This is a genomic window from Paramicrobacterium agarici (genome assembly GCF_002563955.1).
GTDB classification, from domain to species: Bacteria; Actinomycetota; Actinomycetes; order Actinomycetales; family Microbacteriaceae; genus Paramicrobacterium; species Paramicrobacterium agarici.
This window is the reverse complement of sequence record NZ_PDJE01000001.1, coordinates 1,729,903-1,743,690: the sequence shown is the minus strand read 5'-3', so window position 1 is coordinate 1,743,690 and position 13,788 is coordinate 1,729,903. Positions and strand designations below refer to the sequence as shown.

General features: G+C 64.8%; 16 protein-coding genes and 1 tRNA gene. 7 read left to right on the top strand and 10 right to left on the bottom strand.

Annotated features, from left to right (window positions below; all coding sequences use genetic code 11):
- Nucleotides 1–79 precede the first annotated feature (79 nt).
- Complete coding sequence (locus ATJ78_RS08575) at nucleotides 80–646, bottom strand: LytR C-terminal domain-containing protein (protein ID WP_098407214.1); 567 nt, start codon at nucleotides 644–646, stop codon at nucleotides 80–82.
- Nucleotides 647–683: 37 nt separating this feature from the next.
- Nucleotides 684–977 (bottom strand): DUF3263 domain-containing protein, encoded by a 294-nt coding sequence (locus ATJ78_RS08570; RefSeq protein ID WP_098407213.1) that lies wholly within the window; start codon nucleotides 975–977, stop codon nucleotides 684–686.
- Between the two features lie 130 nt (nucleotides 978–1,107).
- Here ATJ78_RS08570 and msrB point away from each other — a divergent pair, with 130 nt between their 5' ends.
- The 3 genes from msrB to ATJ78_RS08555 are packed head-to-tail and all read left to right on the top strand — an operon-like array spanning nucleotide 1,108 to nucleotide 2,421.
- A complete protein-coding gene (gene msrB / locus ATJ78_RS08565) occupies nucleotides 1,108–1,509 on the top strand; it encodes a peptide-methionine (R)-S-oxide reductase MsrB (protein ID WP_098407212.1) in 402 nt (133 codons plus the stop codon).
- Nucleotides 1,506–2,042 (top strand): nitroreductase family protein, encoded by a 537-nt coding sequence (locus tag ATJ78_RS08560; protein ID WP_098407211.1) that lies wholly within the window; start codon nucleotides 1,506–1,508, stop codon nucleotides 2,040–2,042. Before msrB ends, ATJ78_RS08560 begins: the two co-directional genes overlap by 4 nt.
- Nucleotides 2,035–2,421, top strand: a complete 387-nt coding sequence (locus ATJ78_RS08555) for a hypothetical protein (protein ID WP_098407210.1) — start codon at nucleotides 2,035–2,037, stop codon at nucleotides 2,419–2,421. Before ATJ78_RS08560 ends, ATJ78_RS08555 begins: the two co-directional genes overlap by 8 nt.
- 55 nt (nucleotides 2,422–2,476) lie before the next feature.
- Here ATJ78_RS08555 and ATJ78_RS08550 read toward each other — a convergent pair.
- Both ATJ78_RS08550 and ATJ78_RS08545 read right to left on the bottom strand, forming a co-directional pair.
- Nucleotides 2,477–2,552 (bottom strand) — tRNA-Thr (locus ATJ78_RS08550).
- A 43-nt stretch (nucleotides 2,553–2,595) separates the two neighbouring features.
- Nucleotides 2,596–3,498: a DsbA family protein gene (locus ATJ78_RS08545; protein WP_098407209.1), complete on the bottom strand. Its 903-nt coding sequence runs from the start codon at nucleotides 3,496–3,498 to the stop codon at nucleotides 2,596–2,598.
- Nucleotides 3,499–3,759: 261 nt separating this feature from the next.
- On the opposite strand from ATJ78_RS08545, the gene ATJ78_RS08540 reads away from it, so the two are divergent.
- Entirely contained in the window at nucleotides 3,760–4,863 is a 1,104-nt protein-coding gene (locus ATJ78_RS08540) for an ABC transporter ATP-binding protein (RefSeq protein WP_098407208.1), read from the top strand.
- A 61-nt stretch (nucleotides 4,864–4,924) separates the two neighbouring features.
- Nucleotides 4,925–6,211 carry a DUF4032 domain-containing protein gene (locus ATJ78_RS08535; RefSeq protein ID WP_098407207.1) on the top strand — a complete coding sequence of 429 codons (1,287 nt, stop codon included), beginning with the start codon at nucleotides 4,925–4,927 and terminating at the stop codon, nucleotides 6,209–6,211.
- Here the strand turns inward: ATJ78_RS08535 and rlmB are convergent.
- From rlmB to ATJ78_RS08515, 4 genes are all read right to left on the bottom strand, one after another.
- Nucleotides 6,208–7,197, bottom strand: a complete 990-nt coding sequence (rlmB, locus tag ATJ78_RS08530) for a 23S rRNA (guanosine(2251)-2'-O)-methyltransferase RlmB (RefSeq protein ID WP_098407206.1) — start codon at nucleotides 7,195–7,197, stop codon at nucleotides 6,208–6,210. The genes ATJ78_RS08535 and rlmB overlap by 4 nt on opposite strands.
- A complete protein-coding gene (gene cysS, locus ATJ78_RS08525) occupies nucleotides 7,190–8,605 on the bottom strand; it encodes a cysteine--tRNA ligase (protein ID WP_098407205.1) in 1,416 nt (471 codons plus the stop codon). The genes rlmB and cysS overlap by 8 nt, the downstream gene beginning before the upstream one ends.
- Nucleotides 8,606–8,614: 9 nt before the next feature.
- Complete coding sequence (gene ispD / locus ATJ78_RS08520; protein ID WP_098407204.1) at nucleotides 8,615–9,796, bottom strand: 2-C-methyl-D-erythritol 4-phosphate cytidylyltransferase; 1,182 nt, start codon at nucleotides 9,794–9,796, stop codon at nucleotides 8,615–8,617.
- Between the two features lie 76 nt (nucleotides 9,797–9,872).
- Nucleotides 9,873–10,355, bottom strand: coding sequence for a CarD family transcriptional regulator (locus tag ATJ78_RS08515; protein WP_098407203.1), 483 nt, complete (start codon nucleotides 10,353–10,355; stop codon nucleotides 9,873–9,875).
- Between the two features lie 165 nt (nucleotides 10,356–10,520).
- Between ATJ78_RS08515 and ATJ78_RS08510 the strand changes: the two genes are divergently transcribed.
- Complete coding sequence (locus ATJ78_RS08510; RefSeq protein ID WP_098407202.1) at nucleotides 10,521–11,012, top strand: hypothetical protein; 492 nt, start codon at nucleotides 10,521–10,523, stop codon at nucleotides 11,010–11,012.
- 62 nt (nucleotides 11,013–11,074) lie between these two features.
- On the opposite strand, the gene ATJ78_RS08505 is transcribed toward ATJ78_RS08510, so the two are convergent.
- Together ATJ78_RS08505 and ATJ78_RS08500 are read right to left on the bottom strand one after the other, a co-directional pair.
- Nucleotides 11,075–11,758 carry a response regulator transcription factor gene (locus ATJ78_RS08505; protein WP_098407201.1) on the bottom strand — a complete coding sequence of 228 codons (684 nt, stop codon included), beginning with the start codon at nucleotides 11,756–11,758 and terminating at the stop codon, nucleotides 11,075–11,077.
- Nucleotides 11,755–12,930, bottom strand: coding sequence for a sensor histidine kinase (locus tag ATJ78_RS08500; RefSeq protein WP_098407200.1), 1,176 nt, complete (start codon nucleotides 12,928–12,930; stop codon nucleotides 11,755–11,757). The genes ATJ78_RS08505 and ATJ78_RS08500 overlap by 4 nt, the downstream gene beginning before the upstream one ends.
- A 162-nt stretch (nucleotides 12,931–13,092) precedes the next feature.
- Between ATJ78_RS08500 and phoU the strand changes: the two genes are divergently transcribed.
- The gene (gene phoU, locus ATJ78_RS08495) at nucleotides 13,093–13,761 is read left to right on the top strand and encodes a phosphate signaling complex protein PhoU (RefSeq protein ID WP_098407199.1); all 669 of its coding nucleotides are present in this window, start codon (nucleotides 13,093–13,095) and stop codon (nucleotides 13,759–13,761) included.
- The last annotated feature ends 27 nt before the right edge of the window (nucleotides 13,762–13,788 follow it).

Sequence of the window (13,788 nt, the reverse complement as noted above, 5' to 3'; positions counted from 1 at the left end):
GGCAATTCTGGCACTCAGCCCCGTCGAGTGCAAGCTACGTCGATGCGATTCGTTTCGCCGTCGGCATAACGGCAGGCACTCAGCCCTCGGGCGCGTAATCGGCGCCGAGTACGACGACGATCTGCGGAATCTCTCCCACGCTGAACTCCGTTGAATACTCCACGGCCTCGACGCCCAGTAATTGCGCGACGCCTCGTGCCGCCGCTTCGAGCGAGTCATCGTCGTAGTAGACGACGGACTTTTCGAGACTATTGTCACTCGCGTTGCTTGCGGTGATGTTCGACGCCGTCCATCCGCTCTCTCCCAGCCGCGTCTTCGCCTCGCCGGCAAGTCCAGAGGTCGTTGTGCCATTCAGCACCTGAATAAGCGCTTCCGGGTCGATCGTCGGCTCTGCCGTCGGTGTGGGAGTCGGCGTCGATGTCGGCGGCGCCGAACTTGTCTCTCCCGTTCCGGGAAGCACTTGATCCAGGTTGAGCCGGTCTGTCGCGAGGCTCAGCCCGAAGATCCCCAGTGCGATCAGCACGATGGTCGCGAGAGCTGCCCAGAGAAATCCGTGCCAGCCGCGCCTGCCCGGTGCGCGGTGCGCGCCGACTCGCGATGAGCGCGGAACATCGTCGAATCGGTCTCTGGGGTACGAACTGCCCATGCGGTGGAGTCTTCCTTCGTTCGAAAGTCGGCCGTGGCTACTGGTCCGACGACGTTCGTCTGCGTCGAGCAGCCGACCGCTGGTCACGCACCCGAAGCAGACGTTTCACCAGCATCGGATCGTACACGAGTGCCTCAGGGCGCCGGATGAGCGCGGCCAGAAGCTGGTAATAGCGCGCGGACGACACGTCGAAGCGCTGCCTGATGGCCTGCTCTTTGGTGCCAGCGTGCTTCCACCATTGGCGCTCGAAGTCGAGAATCGCCTTGTCGCGCACGCTCAACTCACCGCCAGCGCTGCTGGCTGCGTGCTCAGTGTGCCCGTCTGGCGCCATCTCTCCCCTTCTGTCGCCATCCTAGTTTCCCGGGTCATGAGTGAGAGCGCGGTGTGAAACACAGGAACATTCCGGGACTCGCGCGGCTTAACGTTTAAGAGCATCCATTTTTCGACGTTCAGGAGCACGCATGACCGAGAAGCAGACCAAGACAGACGAGCAGTGGCGTGCCGAGCTTTCGCCCGAGCAGTACGCGGTTCTCCGCGAGGCGGCAACCGAGCGCCCGTGGACGGGAGAACTCCTCGACGAGTCGCGCTCAGGCGTGTACAACTGCGCGGCCTGCGGCGCAGAGCTCTTCAAGAGCGGCACCAAGTTCGACTCCGCGTGCGGATGGCCGAGTTTCTACGAGTCTGTTCGCCCCGAAGCCATCACGCTCCTCGAGGACCGCAGTCTCGGCATGGTTCGCACCGAGGTGCGCTGTGCCGCGTGCGATTCTCACCTGGGGCACGTCTTCGACGACGGTTTCGGCACGCCGACCGGTGATCGCTACTGCATGAACTCCATTTCGCTCTCGTTCACACCAGAGTCGTGACAGACCTCGTCGACCGAGTCGCTGCGAGGCGCTCGTCGTCGAAGGTCACCGACGAGGCACCGAGCCATGACGAGCTGCTGCGACTCGTGGCTGCCGCGGGTCGCGTCGCCGATCACAGCGGGCTTGAGCCGTGGCGGCTGATCGAGTTGCGCGGACGAGCGCGCGAGCGCCTCGGGCGGGCGTTGGCGGATGCTGCGGGCGACGACAAGTCGTCGTCGAAGCCCTTGCGCGCGCCGCTGCTCATCGCGATCGTCGTGAGCCCGCGAGAGAGCAAGAAAGTGCCCGCATGGGAGCAGGAGGCGACAGCATCCGGTGTTGCCCACATGCTGAATCTTCTGCTCGCCGACTCGGGCTGGGGCTCGATGTGGAGAACGGGCAGCTTCGTGCGTTCTGAGCCCGTGCACCGCATGCACGCGCTGAGCGACCACGAATACCTTCTCGGGTGGCTCTACGTCGGCGGCGTGCCCGAGGCCGGCACGCGCGCCGCCACCCCTCTTGACCCGGCAAGATTTCTGGAGACTGTCGATGACTGACCGTTCCGCCTGGGTTGAGCACCGCCGCCCCGACGGGGAGCGAGTGGGCTGGATGCTGCCCGACGGCGATGGCTTCATCGCGATCGATCTGCTGGGGCGGCACGTGACGGAACCGGTCGACTGGCTCACGGCGGAAGAGACGCTTGATGAGCGGGGAATCGGATACCTCGCCGAGCCCTACCGGCTGACCCTCGATTCGGGGCACAGCATCCGCGTGCGCCTCGCCGAAGTCAGCCCGACGGGCATCAGAGCGAAGCTCGACGACTTCGGAGATGTCTCCGCTCCCCAGCTGTACTACGACCTGGGCTTCCCCGCTCCCGAATCCCTCGCGGAATGGGGCGCAGAGCCCGTCACGTGGCCCGCTCCCCCAGGCAGCTGAGCATGGCAGAATCGCAGCGAGGCCCGATCTTCCCTTGGGAAGCCGGGCCTCATTTTGGAGCCGCCTGCGAGAATCGAACTCGCGACCACATGATTACAAGTCAAGTGCTCTACCAACTGAGCTAAGGCGGCGGGACCTACCCATCATAGGGGCAGTCAGATGCGGATGCGAACGTCACTTCTCATCGGCAGGCTCGTCCGTGGGCGAGACCGACGGCGAGGGAGTCGTGGTGGCCAGCGTCTCGCTATTCGTCGCGATCACGAACGCGTGAAATTCCTCTTCGTCTGTGAGCGAGCCCTTGTACTGCAGTCCGTTCACGAGCACGGTCGGCGTCGCCTCGACACGTTCAACCTCGGTGCCCGGCAGCGGTCCGCTCACGGCGCGCTCTGTCGCAGCCTGGACCCACGACGCGAACGTCTGCTCCTCGACGCAATCGGCGATCGATGACGCTCCCGCCTTCGAGGCGAGTTTCACCAGCTGGTCGTCGGTGAGGCCGGATGTTCCCTCTTCGGGCTGGTTCTCGAAGAGCGCCCGGTTGAATGCGAAGAAGGAGTCGGGCGAGCTGTTCGCGACGCACGCGGCGGCATTCGCCGCACGCAGCGAGTACTCGGTCCCCTGCGACTTGCTCGTCAGCACGGCGATCGGATGAACCTCGAGAACGGCGGCTCCCGAGTTGAGCCACCCCTCGATCTGCTCGACGTTCGTTCGCTCGAACTGACCGCACCACGGGCAGAGGTAATCGACGTAGACGCGAATGTGCGCCACGCCGGGCTCTGACGTGGCGGGAACCGGCGAAGCCCCAGCAGCGAGCGCGGGAGACGTCTGGGCGACGAGGTCTTGTCCGATGACGATTCCGTCGCTTGCCATGTTCTTCGGGCCGGGCGTCTCGGGCTTGATCGACGAGACGACGATCATGACGACGGCGACGATGGCGGCGATCACGAGCACTCCGATGCCACCCTGCAGGAGCACGCGGTTGCGCAAGTCGCGCTTGCGCTGCGTCTCACGGAGCTGGCGCGCCTTCTCGCGCACGTGGGTCCGTTTGCTCGCCTTGTTCGTCTCACCGTCGCCGGCCATTGAACCTCGCTCGAAGAATGTCGGGATGCTGCGCGGTCATGCTGCTGCCGGGTGGCCGCGCCAAATACCATCCGATGGTAGTGCTCGGCGCTGTGAAAAGCCCAAACCGCCCGGTTTGCCGACTCGCGTTCACGAGCACATCTCAGTTCGTGCAATACTGATGTGTTAACGCGGTGACGATGCCGCGTTGCGGGGCTGCAATGCCCTGCTCCGTCACTCGGATCGTCCGGCACGTACCTGCCGGTGAAGGAGAAACAACACATGTCGTCGGTAACTTTCGACAAGGCCACCCGTGTCTACCCCGGTGGTACCCGCCCCGCAGTCGACCAGCTCGACCTCGACATCGCCGATGGGGAGTTCCTCGTCCTTGTCGGACCGTCTGGTTGCGGTAAGTCCACGTCGCTGCGCATGCTCGCCGGCCTTGAAGAGGTCAACGAGGGGCGCATCATGATCGGCGACCGTGACGTCACCGACATTCCCCCGAAAGATCGCGACATCGCGATGGTCTTTCAGAACTACGCCCTCTACCCGCACATGACCGTTGCCGAGAACATGGGCTTCGCTCTCAAGATCGCCGGCGTGAACAAGGCCGAGCGCGCCGAGCGCGTTCAGGAGGCGGCGAAGCTGCTCGACCTCGAGGACTACCTCAACCGCAAGCCGAAGGCCCTCTCGGGTGGTCAGCGTCAGCGTGTCGCCATGGGCCGCGCAATCGTCCGCCAGCCGCAGGTGTTCCTCATGGACGAGCCGCTGTCGAACCTCGACGCCAAGCTGCGCGTTCAGACGCGCACCCAGATCGCGTCGCTTCAGCGCCGCCTCGGCGTCACGACCGTCTACGTCACGCACGACCAGACCGAGGCACTCACCATGGGCGACCGCATCGCCGTGCTGAAGGATGGTCTGCTGCAGCAGGTCGGCACGCCGCGCGACCTCTACGAGAAGCCATCGAACGTCTTCGTCGCCGGCTTCATCGGATCACCCGCGATGAACCTGCTCACGAGCCGCGTCGTCGATGGCGGCGTGCAGTTCGGTGCCGCCGTGGTTCCCGTCGAGCGCGAGGTGCTCAACGAGGCGACGAGCGCAGACGTCACGATCGGCGTTCGCCCCGAGGACATCGTCGTGTCGAACAACCCGGGCGACGGCCTCGAGATCAACGTCGACCTCGTCGAGGAGCTCGGTGCGGACGGCTACCTGTACGGCCACGCAGAGGTCGACGGTCAGCGTCAGGACATCGTCGCGCGCGTTGACGGACGCATTCACCCGAACGCGGGCGACAAGGTCTACATCGCGCCGACCGCTCACCACGTTCACGTGTTCAGCCAGGAGTCGGGCGAGCGTCTCGGCAACAAGGCAGTCATCAGCGACTGACGATCTCGTGTGCCGGTCGGCGGATGCACCAGCATCCGCCGACCGGCACTCACATTAACGCATGAGCGCCTCTCTGAATATCACGTCGGCAACGGTCGACCCCGCCCTTCTCGATCTGCCCTGGGCACTCCCCCTCGAGGACTGGCCATCTGAGAACATCGCATCGCTTCCCAAGGGGATCTCCCGTCACCTTGTGCGCTTTGCCAACCTCTCGGGCTACGTCATCGCCGTGAAAGAGACGACTCTCGACATGGCGAAGGGCGAATACGAGATGCTGCGCACACTGCAGCGGCTCGACATCCCGTGCGTCGATCCCGTCGCCGTGATCACCGGACGACAGTCGGCCGACGGCGACGACCTGCTCCCCGTGCTCATCACACGTCACTTGCGCTTCTCGCTCCCATACCGGGCGCTTTTCAGCCAGCAGCTGAGGCCCGACACGGCGACACGTCTCGTCGACGCCCTCGCCGTGCTGCTCGTTCGCCTGCACATCGCCGGCTTCTTCTGGGGCGACGTCTCGCTGTCGAACACGCTGTTCCGCCGCGATGCCGGTGCTTTCGCCGCGTACCTCGTCGATGCCGAGACGGGAAAACTCTACGAAGGCGGCCTCTCGAACGGACAACGCGAGAACGATCTCGAAATCGCGCGCGTCAACATCGCCGGCGAGCTCATGGATCTCTCGGCAGGCGGCCGCACCGATGAGGAGCTCGACCCCGTCGCCGTCTCGAACGGCATCGTCGATGCATACCGCTCCCTCTGGCGCGAGCTCACGGGAACGGAGCAGTTCGCGTCGAACGAGCGGTACCGCATCAACGAACGCGTGCAACGCCTCAACGCGCTCGGCTTCGACATCGAAGAACTCGCCATCAAGACAGACGCGAGCGGCAGCCAAGTGCGCATTCAGCCGAAGGTCGTGGATGCGGGACATCATCAGCGCCGCCTCATTCGCCTGACCGGCCTCGACACCGGCGAGAACCAGGCACGTCGACTCCTCAACGACCTCGACTCCTATCGGGCAACGACCGGCAAGCAGGACGACGACGAAGAGGTCGTCGCGCACGAGTGGCTGATTCGGGTGTTCGAGCCCGTGGTGCGCGCGATTCCGCGTGAGCTGCGCGGAAAACTTGAGCCGGCAGAGGTCTTCCACCAGCTTCTCGAGCACCGATGGATGCTGTCGCAGACCGAGCAGCGAGACGTCCCCCTCGCCGAGGCACTCACGTCCTACATCAACACGGTGCTGAGGCACCGCCGCGACGAGGCGACCATGATCAACCCGCCGACGGGCGCGCTCACCTCCGCGATCGACATCGTCGACGATGACGACGGCGATTGGCGCGACAGGGTCTAGCGGGTCTCCTCGCCGCGCCGTTTCGCGATCTCGTAGAGCGTCACGGATGCCGCGATGCCGGCGTTGAGCGATTCCGTCGCTGCCGAGATCGGAATCGAGACAATCGCATCGCACGTCTCGGCGACGAGTCGTGACAAACCTTTGCCCTCGCTCCCGACGACGACCACCAGAGGCCGGTCGGCGAGATCGAACGCGTGCAGATTCATATCGCCGTCGCCATCGAGCCCGACGACGAACGCGCCCTGCTTCTTCATGTCCTTGAGCGCTTGAGTGAGATTTGCCGCGCGCGCGACGGGAAGCCGTGCAGCAGCACCGGCCGAGGTCTTCCATGCCGCAGCCGTGACACCGGCAGAGCGCCGTTGTGGAATGATCACGCCGTGACTGCCGAAGGCCGCCGCCGAGCGGATGATCGCACCGAGATTGCGCGGGTCGGTGATGCCATCGAGCGCGACGAGAAGCGGCTGCGATGACGAGGCCACGGCGCGGTCGAAGAGTTCGCCCGGGTGGGCGTAGCTGTAGGCGGGAACGGTGATCGCGACGCCCTGGTGCACGGAGTCATAGCCACCCATGCGATCGAGCTCCGGTCGCGTCACCTCGAGTACGGGAATTCCCTTCCCCGTCGCGATCGACAGGATCTCCTTGACCCGGTCGTCCATCTCGATGCGCGTCGCGATGTACAGCGTCGTCGCGGGAATCCGCGTGCGGAGCGCCTCGAGCACCGAGTTGCGCCCCGTTACGGTCTCGACGTCGTCGGACGCCGCACGCTTCGGCTGAGGCCGCTGCTGCCTGCCCTGAGGCGCACGCCCTCCCCTCGCGTTCTCCAAGCGCTCGCGAGCCGCCTTGCGCTTGCCCGCGGGATGGTATGTGCGATCTTCCGCCTTCGGTGTCGGTCCGCGGCCTTCGAGAGCCTTGCGCCCGAGCCCGCCCGAGCCCTTTGTGGGGCCCTTCTTGCCCTTGCTCGCTCCCGGTCGTCCCTTGCTAGCCATCGATACTCCAATGCGCCCCTGTCGGGGTGTCTTCGATTGTGATCCCGCTCGCGGTCAGAAGATCCCTGATGCGATCCGCTCTCGCGAAATCTCGTTCCGCGCGAGCGGACTGTCGCTGATCGACGAGTGCATCGATCAGACGCGCCAGCGTCGCCTCATGCGCCACGTCGTCTGTCCCGTTCCAGGGGGCTGCACCTGGATTGATTCCCAACACGTCGGTCATCGCCGTCACGGCGCCGAGCGCGGAGGCCGCTGCGAGCAGATCGTCTGAGTCGATCGCGGCGTTGCCCGCCCGCACGGTGTCGTGCAGCACGGCGAGCGCCTGCGGAACCCCGAGGTCGTCGTCCATCGCCTCGGCGAACTCATCCGGAATCGTCACCTCGGCCGCGGCGGAGAACCGCGTCCCCGAGAGGCGCCGCGATGCGCGCTCGAGAAAGCCCGTGATTCGCTCGAGAGCGGCTTCGGCCTCCGCCAACGATCCGTCGTGATAGTCAATGGTCGACCGATAGTGGGCCTGACCCAGGTAATAGCGCACGACGAGGGGGGATGCTGACGCCAGCAGCTCCGAGGCGTAGACCGAATTGCCGAGCGACTTCGACATCTTCTGGCCGTCGATCGAGACGAGACCATTGTGCACCCAAAACCGGGCAAAACCATCGCCCGCCGCCGTCGACTGCGCGAGTTCGTTCTCGTGGTGAGGGAAGCGCAAGTCGAGCCCTCCTCCGTGGATGTCGAAGGTTTCGCCGAGATAGCGGCGAGCCATCGCTGAGCACTCGATGTGCCATCCGGGCCGCCCCGGACCCCAGGGACTCGCCCAGCTGGCGGATTCGGGCTCACCCGGCTTGTGCCCCTTCCACAGGGCGAAATCGCGAGGGTCGCGCTTTCCGCGCGGGTCCGCGTCTTCGGCATCCTCCATGTTGTCGAGGTCCTGCCGAGTCAGCTCGCCATACGGCTGCCAGGAGCGGACATCGAAGTAGACGTCGCCTGATTCGTCTGCTGCAGCGTAGGCGTGCCCTGCCGCGATGAGTCGCTCGATGAGCTCGTGCATCTGCTGAATATTGGCGGTCGCCCGCGGCTCGTACGTCGGGGGCAGAATGCCGAGCGCGCGATAGCCCTCGCTGAACTCCAGCTCCATGCGGTACGCCAGCGCCCACCAGTGCTCGTCTTCTGCCGCGTTGACAAGCACCTTGTCGTCGATATCGGTGACATTGCGCACCATGGTTACGCGCAGGCCACGATAGGTGAGCCACCGGCGCAGAATGTCGTACACGAGCGCAGAACGCAGGTGCCCGATGTGCGGCGATGACTGCACCGTCGGCCCGCAGACGTACATTCCCACTTCGCCCGGAGTCAAGGGTGTGAAGTCGCGCAGGTCCTGCGTCTTTGTGTCGTACAGTCTCAATGCCACGGATCAAGCCTAATGGTGCCGGAGGGGTGATTGCGCGGTGAGCAGCGCCGTGGCGATCACGCAGATTCCCTCTCCGCGGCCCGTGAAGCCCAGCCCGTCTGTTGTCGTCGCCGTCAGGCTCACGGGTGCGCCCAGCATGCGTCGCATCTCGGATTCGGCCTCGTCACGTCGACCTGCGAACCGCGGACGGGTTCCGATGATCTGCGCGGTGACGCTGACAATGCGAAACCCGGATGCTGTCGCCCGCTGCACGGCGGCGGCGACGAACACGTCTCCCCGAGCGTTCTCATACTGCGGGTCGTCGGTTCCGAAGAGCCCGCCGATGTCGCCGAGTCCTGCCGCGGAGAGCACCGCGTCGGTGACCGCATGGCTCACGGCGTCGCCGTCGCTGTGGCCCGCGAGACCGGGCTCACCGGGCCAGTGCAGACCCGCGAGCCAGAGCTCACGGTCCTCATCGAACGCGTGCACGTCGACGCCGAGGCCCGTGCGGAGCGCAGGGGCTGCGTCGACGAGCAGCTCTGCTCTGCGCAAATCCCACGGGGTTGTGATCTTGAAGGCACTCTCGTGCCCGGCGATCGTCGCAACCTCGCCCCCGATTGCCGTCACGAGAGCCGCGTCGTCCGTAAGAGGCTCCGTCGCCGCAGCGTAGGCGGCGTCGAGCAGCGCGCGCGGGAAACCCTGCGGAGTCTGCACGGCTCGAAGCGGATCGCGGTCGATCGTGCTCTCGATCACAGCCGACCCGGTGATGCGCTTGATCGTGTCGGCAACGGGCAGGGCAGGCACGATGCCCGTTCCCCTCTCACGAACCGCGTCGGCAACGGCGTCCAGCTGCTCGGTCGGCGTCAGCGCCCGGGCGGCGTCGTGCACGAGGACGACATCGACCCCATCCTCGACGCGGGCAAGGCCTGCCGCCACGGATCCCTGACGCGTGTCGGCGCCCTCGACGACGCTGACGTAGTCGGATGCTGCTCCCGCGCACGCTCTGGCGATGCGCTCGGCATCGTCGCGGCGCCCGGGCGGAGCGACGACGATGACCTGAGCGGGTTCGCGCATGCGGAAGACGCCGTCGAGCGCGTGCTGCAGAATCGGCCTCCCGGCGACATCGACAAGCGCCTTCGGGCCGGCTGCTCTAAGCCGGGTTCCGCGTCCGGCAGCCACGACGATCACGGCGGTGCGTGGGCAATCACTCATATGCACGAGCGTAATCGGTGTTAAACACGAACGAACGGCCCGTTTCCGGGCCGTTCGTTCGTGTTGTTCTGACAGGCTATGACGCGAGGACCTCGTCGAGCATCCCCTCGGCCTTCGCCTCGTCTGTCTTCTCGGCGAGAGCGAGCTCTGAAACCAGAATCTGCCGTGCCTTCGCAAGCATCCGCTTCTCTCCGGCAGAGAGGCCACGGTCTTGATCACGGCGCCACAGGTCGCGAACGACTTCGCTGACCTTGATGACGTCGCCGGACGCAAGCTTCTCGAGGTTCGCCTTGTAGCGGCGCGACCAGTTGGTCGGCTCCTCGGTGAACGGCGCACGAAGCACCTCGAACACCTTGTCGAGCCCCTCTTGTCCGATGACATCGCGAACACCCACGAGGTCGACGTTCTCAGCCGGAACCTCGATGGTCAGGTCGCCCTGTGTCACGTGCAGCTTCAGGTAGAGTTTCTCTTCGCCCTTGATCACCCGAGTCTTCACTTCCGCGATTGTCGCGGCTCCATGGTGCGGGTATACGACGGTTTCGCCAACCTCAAAAAGCATCGATAAGCATCCCTTCAGCACTATCTAGGATACCACAGGGGGCATACTGTAAGGTTCGCCTTACTCTGTGCTGGGCGGCCGACAAGCTAGGCTAAAATCGACTGAGACTGCGCAGCGCACGGAACGCGTGCGAGACGACCTGCGCCCATCATCTGGAGGCTTTCTGTGAGATCGCGTTTTGCCGCAATCGTCGTTCTGGCCGCAGCCGTCGCGCTCGGCACGAGTGGATGCGGGCTCCTCGCCTCGCAGGCTACGACGATCCGCTACGACGCAAGTGACGGCGTCAGCGGCTCTGTTGGTGATGTTGATGTTCGCAATGCGCTCATCATCGCCGGCGAAGACGGTGCCGTCGGGCACCTCGTCGTCACGCTCATCAACAACGGCACGAGCTCGCACAGCGTGACGGTCGAGTTCGCCGACGGCACCTCGACAGACGTCATGATCGAAGCCGACGAAGTGTTCACGTTCAGCGCCGACGCCGAACGCGACGACGAGTACGAGAACATCGTTATCGATCCGCTGACGGTGCAGGTCGGATCAACGACAGAGGTGTTCTTCCAGTACGGAACCGAGACCGGTGTCACGCTCGATGTGCCCGTGTACACCGGCGAGCTGGAGGAATACAGCACTCTCGTTCCCACGCCCGAGGCCCAGTAGCGCAGAGATGAGATGAGGGCGGATGCTTCCAGCATCCGCCCTCATCTCGTCCGTGGCGCTCCTCAGTCCTCGAACCGATAGCCGAGCCCGCGCACGGTGACGACCATCACGGGGTTCGACGGGTCTTTCTCGATGCGCGACCGAATGCGCTTGATGTGCACATCGAGCGTCTTCGTATCGCCGAAGTAGTCGCTTCCCCACACCCGGTCGATGAGCTGACCGCGTGTCAGCACGCGTCCCGCATTGCGCATGAGGAACTCGAGAACGTCGAACTCCCGCAGAGGCATCGAGATCTCTTCGCCGCGCACGGTAACCGTGTGCCTGTCGAGGTCCATGCGCACGTCACCCGCGTCGAGCACGGTGTCGTCTTGGCCTGGCTCGTCAGAGTCACGGCGGCGCAGCGCCGCCCGCACCCGGGCGAGAAGTTCGCGGGTCTTGTACGGCTTGGTCACGTAGTCATCGGCGCCGAGTTCGAGCCCCACGACGATATCGACCTCTGTGTCCTTCGCGGTGAGCATGATGATCGGCACCGTCGAAGTGGTGCGAATGCGCCGGCACACCTCGGTTCCCGGCACCTTCGGCAGCATGAGATCGAGAAGCACGAGATCGGCTTCGTCTCGCTCCCACTCATCGATCGCGGCCTTCCCGTCTTCCGCGATCGTCACGTCGTACCCTTCGCGCTCGAGAAGAAAGGCGAGCGGGTCGCTCAGGGCGACTTCGTCTTCGACGAGCAGGATGCGGGTCATATCTGTGTCCTCTCGAGCCGTGCGGCCGGTATCGGGGTGACGTGATCGTCGCCGGTGGCGACGGGAAGCTTGAGAGTGAACGTCGATCCTTGCCCCGGGCGTGACCAGACGGTCACATCTCCCCCGTGGTTCTGGGCGGTGTGTTTGACGATTGCGAGACCCAGCCCCGTGCCCCCCGTGTTGCGTGAGCGGGCGCCGTCGAGACGGTAGAACCGTTCGAACACGCGATCATGGTCTTCTTTGGGAATGCCCACCCCCTGATCGGTGACGCTGATCTCCACGACATCGTCGACGAGGCGCGCGCCGACGCCGACCCGCGACTTGTCCGGCGAATACTGCACAGCGTTCGACACGAGATTCTGCAGGGCCATAGTAAGCAGCGGATCTTCGCCGTACACCGTGAGTTCGCTCGGCTCGCCTCGCGCGATGACGACATTGCGCGCGCCTGCGACGACGGCGTTGCTCTCGATCGCCCGGTCGATCACGTCGTCGATGCGCACGAGCTCAGGCATGTGCAGAGCCTGGTTCGCCTGCAGCTTCGACAGGTTGATGATGTCGGCCGTGAGCGCCGCAAGTCTGTCCGCCTCCGTCGTCATCTTCTCGGCGAACCGCCGCACCTGCACGGGATCGTCGACGGCGCTCGCGATCGCCTCCGTGAGCACGCTGATGGCGCCGATCGGCGTTTTCAGCTCGTGACTGATGTTCGCGATGAAGTCCCGCCTGACCTCATCGAGCCTGATCGATTCGGTCAGGTCGTTCGCGAGCACGACGACGTACCGTGTGCCGAGAGGGGCAGCCCTCACGGAGAGAATGCGCGTGATCTCGCCCGATCTCGCACCTTCGAGCGTGACTCGCCTGGTCTGCGGCTCCCCGGTGCGGCGCACCTCGTCGGCGATCGTCTGCACGTCGGGCACGACGATGCGCTCGGCACGCACGATTCCGAGCGCGAGCGCGCCCTGTGACGCCTTGAGCACGTTGTCTGACGCGTCGAGCACGATGCCGATGCTCTCAAGAACGCCGAGAATCTGGTCGACGCCGTCCGGAACGGTCGGATTGATCACCTTCTGCGCCTGCTCACCGCGTTTGACGGCTGAGAAGATAAAGACGCTGAGCCCGGCTCCCATGGACATGCCGAGCACGAGCGCCAGCAGCACAACCCAGGTTGCATCCATAGCACTAGGTTAGAGGGAACCGTCATTCGGTTTCCGACAGGCAACCCCCGCGACCAGGCGTTTTGGCGAAGTGTTCAGCTGGAGGGCACCATTCGTTAACCTTCGCGGGGCACCCTGAGTGTCGACGTCAGCCGTCTTCAGATCGAAAGGACCGATCCGCCCATGCGCGATGTTTTTCAGCAGGAGCTCCGCGAGCTGCAGGAGCGTCTCGTCGAGATCGCCGAGCTCGTCGAGGACTCGATTACGAACGCGGTGACAGCTTTCGCGAAGACCGACGTCGCCGTGGCCGAAGGTGTCATCGAGAACGACAACCGCATTGACGAGAAGACCGTTGAGCTCGATGAGCTCGCCATCAGCATCCTTGCCCTGCAGCAGCCCGTTGCGCGTGATCTGCGCATCGTCGTGAGCGCATTGCGCATCAGCTCATCGCTCGAGCGCATGGGCGACATGGCCGAGCACATCGCCCAGCTCGCGCGGTACAGGTTTCCCGAGCGGGCGATCCCCAAGGGGCTCAAGTCGACGTTCACCGAGATGGGCCGGGTCGATGTCGAGATCGCGCAGAAGCTTGTGGTTCTGCTGAAGACGCAGGACCCGCTCATCGCCAATGAGATCCGTGACGAAGACGACCGCGTCGATGAGCTGCACGCGGGCGTTTTCGACAAGCTGCTGAGCGAGCGGTGGAAGGGCGAGGCAGAAGCGACGATCGATGCAACGCTCGCCTCGCGCTACCACGAGCGTTTCGCCGACCACGCGGTGTCAATCGCGAAGAAGGTCCAGTACCTCGCGACGGGCGACTGGAGCGGAGCGGACGACACAGAGACGAGCGCGTGAGGTTCGACGCTTAACGAGCGAGTGCGA

What these genes read in the sequence shown, in the direction of transcription:
- ATJ78_RS08575 (WP_098407214.1), bottom strand. Translation starts at nt 646, where the DNA reads ATGGGCAGTTCGTACCCCAGAGACCGATTCGACGATGTTCCGCGCTCA.
- ATJ78_RS08570 (WP_098407213.1), bottom strand. Translation starts at nt 977, where the DNA reads ATGGCGCCAGACGGGCACACTGAGCACGCAGCCAGCAGCGCTGGCGGT.
- msrB (WP_098407212.1), top strand. Translation starts at nt 1,108, where the DNA reads ATGACCGAGAAGCAGACCAAGACAGACGAGCAGTGGCGTGCCGAGCTT.
- ATJ78_RS08555 (WP_098407210.1), top strand. Translation starts at nt 2,035, where the DNA reads ATGACTGACCGTTCCGCCTGGGTTGAGCACCGCCGCCCCGACGGGGAG.
- ATJ78_RS08545 (WP_098407209.1), bottom strand. Translation starts at nt 3,498, where the DNA reads ATGGCCGGCGACGGTGAGACGAACAAGGCGAGCAAACGGACCCACGTG.
- ATJ78_RS08540 (WP_098407208.1), top strand. Translation starts at nt 3,760, where the DNA reads ATGTCGTCGGTAACTTTCGACAAGGCCACCCGTGTCTACCCCGGTGGT.
- ATJ78_RS08535 (WP_098407207.1), top strand. Translation starts at nt 4,925, where the DNA reads ATGAGCGCCTCTCTGAATATCACGTCGGCAACGGTCGACCCCGCCCTT.
- rlmB (WP_098407206.1), bottom strand. Translation starts at nt 7,197, where the DNA reads ATGGCTAGCAAGGGACGACCGGGAGCGAGCAAGGGCAAGAAGGGCCCC.
- ispD (WP_098407204.1), bottom strand. Translation starts at nt 9,796, where the DNA reads ATGAGTGATTGCCCACGCACCGCCGTGATCGTCGTGGCTGCCGGACGC.
- ATJ78_RS08515 (WP_098407203.1), bottom strand. Translation starts at nt 10,355, where the DNA reads ATGCTTTTTGAGGTTGGCGAAACCGTCGTATACCCGCACCATGGAGCC.
- ATJ78_RS08505 (WP_098407201.1), bottom strand. Translation starts at nt 11,758, where the DNA reads ATGACCCGCATCCTGCTCGTCGAAGACGAAGTCGCCCTGAGCGACCCG.
- ATJ78_RS08500 (WP_098407200.1), bottom strand. Translation starts at nt 12,930, where the DNA reads ATGGATGCAACCTGGGTTGTGCTGCTGGCGCTCGTGCTCGGCATGTCC.
- phoU (WP_098407199.1), top strand. Translation starts at nt 13,093, where the DNA reads ATGCGCGATGTTTTTCAGCAGGAGCTCCGCGAGCTGCAGGAGCGTCTC.